The organism is Longimonas sp. (assembly GCF_040409695.1).
Taxonomy (GTDB): Bacteria; Bacteroidota; Rhodothermia; order Rhodothermales; family Salinibacteraceae; genus Longimonas.
Genome location: NZ_JARWGJ010000218.1, coordinates 1 through 4,022 on the forward strand (window position 1 = coordinate 1; position 4,022 = coordinate 4,022).

At 55.3% G+C, this 4,022-nt stretch carries 5 protein-coding genes and 1 pseudogene; 4 read left to right on the forward strand and 2 right to left on the reverse strand.

Features of this window, described 5'->3' with window-relative positions; genetic code table 11:
• Positions 1-67 precede the first annotated feature (67 nt).
• From PPP56_RS13180 to PPP56_RS13195, 4 genes and pseudogenes are all read left to right on the forward strand, one after another.
• Positions 68-628, forward strand: coding sequence for a WcaF family extracellular polysaccharide biosynthesis acetyltransferase (locus PPP56_RS13180; protein ID WP_353564516.1), 561 nt, complete (start codon positions 68-70; stop codon positions 626-628).
• Positions 621-1,249, forward strand: a pseudogene (locus PPP56_RS13185) (class I SAM-dependent methyltransferase). The gene PPP56_RS13180 and the pseudogene PPP56_RS13185 overlap by 8 nt, the downstream one beginning before the upstream one ends.
• Positions 1,250-1,277: 28 nt before the next feature.
• Positions 1,278-2,144, forward strand: coding sequence for a glycosyltransferase family 2 protein (locus tag PPP56_RS13190; protein ID WP_353564517.1), 867 nt, complete (start codon positions 1,278-1,280; stop codon positions 2,142-2,144).
• Positions 2,145-2,481: 337 nt separating this feature from the next.
• Positions 2,482-2,850 carry a hypothetical protein gene (locus tag PPP56_RS13195; protein ID WP_353564518.1) on the forward strand — a complete coding sequence of 123 codons (369 nt, stop codon included), beginning with the start codon at positions 2,482-2,484 and terminating at the stop codon, positions 2,848-2,850.
• A gap of 61 nt (positions 2,851-2,911) precedes the next feature.
• Here the strand turns inward: PPP56_RS13195 and PPP56_RS13200 are convergent, their stop codons facing one another.
• Positions 2,912-3,142, reverse strand: a complete 231-nt coding sequence (locus PPP56_RS13200; RefSeq protein ID WP_353564519.1) for a hypothetical protein — start codon at positions 3,140-3,142, stop codon at positions 2,912-2,914.
• Positions 3,143-3,434: 292 nt separating this feature from the next.
• Positions 3,435-3,932 carry a hypothetical protein gene (locus PPP56_RS13205; RefSeq protein ID WP_353564520.1) on the reverse strand — a complete coding sequence of 166 codons (498 nt, stop codon included), beginning with the start codon at positions 3,930-3,932 and terminating at the stop codon, positions 3,435-3,437.
• Positions 3,933-4,022: the final 90 nt, after the last annotated feature.

Here is a 4,022-nt window from a genome sequence, read left to right on the forward strand (position 1 = left end):
CCTTCCGATCTATCGCGCAAGAGGTGCGTGTAACGTGCGTACTACACAAAACGATCGCCCCAACCCCATGCCCGACACCCTCGACATCGCTTCGAACCGCACCGCGCAGAAGTACCCGTGGCGTGAGATGGTGCAGCGCGTGCTGTGGATGGTAATCGGGAAGCCTCTGTTCTGGATCAGTCCGCGTCCGCTCTTTGGATGGCGGCGGTGGATCCTGCGATGCTTTGGTGCAACCATCGGTCAGGGGGTCAACATCTACCCGAGCGCGACCATCTACTTTCCGTGGAAACTCACTGTGGGCGACTGGAGCGCGATTGGGGAGGGGGCAATGATCTACAACCTGGGCTCGATCACGATTGGTGAACAGGTAACCATCTCGCAGCGCGCTCACTTATGTGCTGGAACGCACAATCACACGGATCCAGCCATGCCGCTCCTCAAACCGCCCATCACCGTGCACGACCAGGCCTGGATCTGTGCGGATGCATTTGTCGGGCCTGACATTACGGTTGGCGAAGGAGGCATTGTCGGCGCACGGGCGGTGGTGGTGAAGGATGTGGAGGCGTGGGCGATTGTGGGCGGGAATCCGGCAACATTTATCAAAAAAAGGGATCTTAGAAATGAGTAACTCAGCAGATATTTCGGGATACCGATACACCAGTTCCGAGAAAGCACATACGCACCGATACCTCTGGCGTCCTGTATTGAATGAACTCAACAAAGTATCCCCCCCCCCCAAGTATTTGATCTTGGATGTGGTAATGGTGCGACGGCCGTCTTTCTGAAGGAAAATGGTTTCGACGTAACAGGAGTCGATCCTTCAAAAGAGGGAATCGCAATAGCAAATAAGCAACATCTGGAGTTGGACTTGCATCAAGGGTCTGCCTATGACGACCTACGAAGTCGCTTTGGTACATTTTCTGCGCTTATCAGTCTGGAGGTAGTAGAGCACGTGTACGATCCGCGTTCGTATGCATCCTGTGTATATGATCTACTCGAACCAGGCGGAAGAGCGTTGATCTCAACGCCTTATCATGGTTACTTAAAAAACGTGGCCATTGCAGTTACAGGGAATTACGACTGGCATCATAACCCCCTGTGGGATCATGGACATATTAAGTTCTGGTCACGGGACACGCTGAGTACTCTGCTTGAAGAAGCCGGGCTAAACATCATTGATTTTCTTCGTGTCGGACGAATCCCTGTACTTGCAAAGTCAATGATTGCAATTGCTGAAAAGCCCGAGTAGTAAGACGCTTATTCCATTTTTAGTGTAGATGACTTCGCTCTCCCTTACTGTCCTCATCGCCGCCAAAAACGAAGCAGCGAATCTTCCAAAGTGCCTAAAAGCGTTACATCCGGCTAAACGGGTTGTGATTGTTGATTCTCACAGCACCGATACCACGCCTGACATTGCAGAATCGCATGGGGCAGAGCTCGTGCAGTTTGATTACAGTGGGGGGTATCCCAAGAAGCGACAGTGGGCGCTGGATACACTGGATATCAAGACCCCCTGGGTGTTGCTTCTCGATGCCGATGAGGTGGTACCTGCGGCGCTCTGGTCGGAGATCGCAGAGGCAATTCAGCAGCCGGATCCTGAAACCGCCTATCTCATCACGAAAGGCTTTCACTTCATGGGACAGCGGTTCACCTATGGTGGGTTTTCGCATCAGGCGGTACTGCTGTTTCAGACGGGCACCGCACGTTTTGAGCAGTTGATCGACGACCCGGCGTCAGCGCTGGATATGGAGGTGCATGAGCGTCTGCTGGTTGAAGGCAACGTGGGCGAGTTGGATACGCCACTCATCCACGAAGACTACAAGGGATTGGAGGCATACATCGATCGGCACAATAAGTACTCTACATGGGAAGCTCGACTTCGGCAGACCTATCTCACGAAGGGCGCGTACGGCGAACAAGCGGTTGAGGCAAATCTGTTCGGAGATGCACAGGAGCGCCGCCGATTTCTAAAGAAGATTGCTATTCGCATCCCCCTGGAGCCGTGGTTGTGGTTTTTCTACCACTACATATTTCGACTCGGTTTTCTGGAGGGACGTCCGGGTCTCATCGCCAGTCGCATCCGCCGCACTTACATCGCGAATGTGCGGGCCAAGATGTATGAGTTGAAACAGCACGCCGAGTGACTTACGGAGGCTTGTCGTGTCAAGATATAGATGAGGAGGATTCGCTCCAAAGAGCTTTCCCTCACAATCAAGTCATCCCGGACGCAGCGGAGCGGAGATCCGGGATCTTTGCTACCAAGAGGGTGCCCTCTTGCGTGCTCAATACGGAGAACGCACGCTCAAGACAGCCTGGGAGATTGGTGTATGAGTGTGCGCGGGAAGACCCCGGCTCGGGGGCCGGGGTGACTAAAATTAGAAGACAGGGTCTTTTGTCGCAAAGCAGGAAAAGAATTCGCTCGAGCAACCCAAACATTGACGTTTGAGACAGCACCACAGTATATCGAACCCCATAACTGTTATGAACATCGAGGCGCTCAGTAACAAGGAGTTTGCGCAGCGGGGAAATGCACTGTTCGAGAAAAACGTCCGCCCTCATGTGGATGTGGAATCCGATGCCCACTTGTTTGTGGCAATCGATATTGCAACCGGGACGTACGCGGTTGATGCAGATGCGGCAGCAGCGACCCGTAAACTCATAGACCAACAGCCGGATGCTCAGGGGCGCATCTGGTATCGCCGCGTTGGCTCGGAGCATGCGTACCGGATGGGTTGCATGGTTGGCGGTATTCTTCTACATCTACCCCTCAGTCGCTGGCGCGACAGCTCCTCTCTCCAGGAGAGCGGTTGGGGGACTGCTCCTTTACCTTACACTTCAGCACCATCCTGACCCACGACGGCCGGGCGGAGCTTCGAGCGAGACAGGTCCGAAAACGGGAACGAGATGAGAACTACTGCTCCGGCTGAAGGTGCTTCCATGCCTCGTCCTCTTCTTTTTGATCCCAGTCCTCGGCGAGTGTGTCTTCGCTGAGCAGAGCCATTTCACTCACGTCGCGCGTGTCGGCTCCGGGCTCATCCTCCAACACGGTGATAAGCACGCGCTGTGAGGCATGAAGTGTAAGCGGCTCCAGAAGGCGAATGTGTCCGTGCTCATCAACCACCGCTTCGACTGTTTTCGGCATTGTTTTCTTGAGCGCTGTTCGATTGAATACTCAATGGTCTAACCTACTTAAAGGCGACTCGGTCTGCTGCACGTAAACGGGTACCTTGTGCCGACCCACGTATGTGTTTAGTGACTTGTTCCAGATAGCCGGGGATCAGGAGCGGATATCCCGGGCGGCCATTGAATCGCGCTAAACAGATACCGACCACTGTCGGGGAGAAAGATCTTAACGCCAACCCTGCACGTGTGGCACCGGCCTCGAGTGGGGCTTAGACCTGACAGGTTTCGGAAACCTGTCAGGTCTGGATCCCCTAAAACCGCCGGGGCTGAAATGGCACGCCCCACCGGATGCCCAGCGTGGGCGCAACGAACGAATCGAGTCCCTCTTCGGCGTCGTCAATGCGAAGGACGCGAAGCTGCGCATCCACAAAAAGCGATGGCAAGAGCTCATAGCCTGCGTACACATCCAGTCCGTCCTCTACCTGACGGATGCCCTCCAGCATGCGTACCTGGTCGCTGAAGCGGGTGTCGGTAGAACGGCGGAGATCCGCCCCCACATTATGATCCTCGGTGCCGCGTCCGCGCCAGGTGCGGTAGTACCAGAGCCCGGCGCGCCAGCGATGCGACGGACGGTAGTCCAGTCGAGCCGACACGTCGTAGCTATTGGGACCGGCGCTGTGTCCGATGTCGTCGCCATAGTGGGCAAACATGTCAAAGTTAAAGCGCCCGGCATAGAAGAAGGGGCGGATGCGGCTCCCCTCCAGGCGCAGCGACCAGGCGTGAAGTTGCGCAGGCGCAAGATATGCCAATCAGGGGTAGAAAAAACCATGTCGCCGCAGGCGGCTTGGAAGGGAGATGGACCAACACCTTCCCACACAAGCAGCCCTTGGCGACATGGA

What these genes read in the sequence shown, in the direction of transcription:
- PPP56_RS13180 (WP_353564516.1), top strand. Translation starts at nt 68, where the DNA reads ATGCCCGACACCCTCGACATCGCTTCGAACCGCACCGCGCAGAAGTAC.
- PPP56_RS13190 (WP_353564517.1), top strand. Translation starts at nt 1,278, where the DNA reads ATGACTTCGCTCTCCCTTACTGTCCTCATCGCCGCCAAAAACGAAGCA.
- PPP56_RS13195 (WP_353564518.1), top strand. Translation starts at nt 2,482, where the DNA reads ATGAACATCGAGGCGCTCAGTAACAAGGAGTTTGCGCAGCGGGGAAAT.
- PPP56_RS13200 (WP_353564519.1), bottom strand. Translation starts at nt 3,142, where the DNA reads ATGCCGAAAACAGTCGAAGCGGTGGTTGATGAGCACGGACACATTCGC.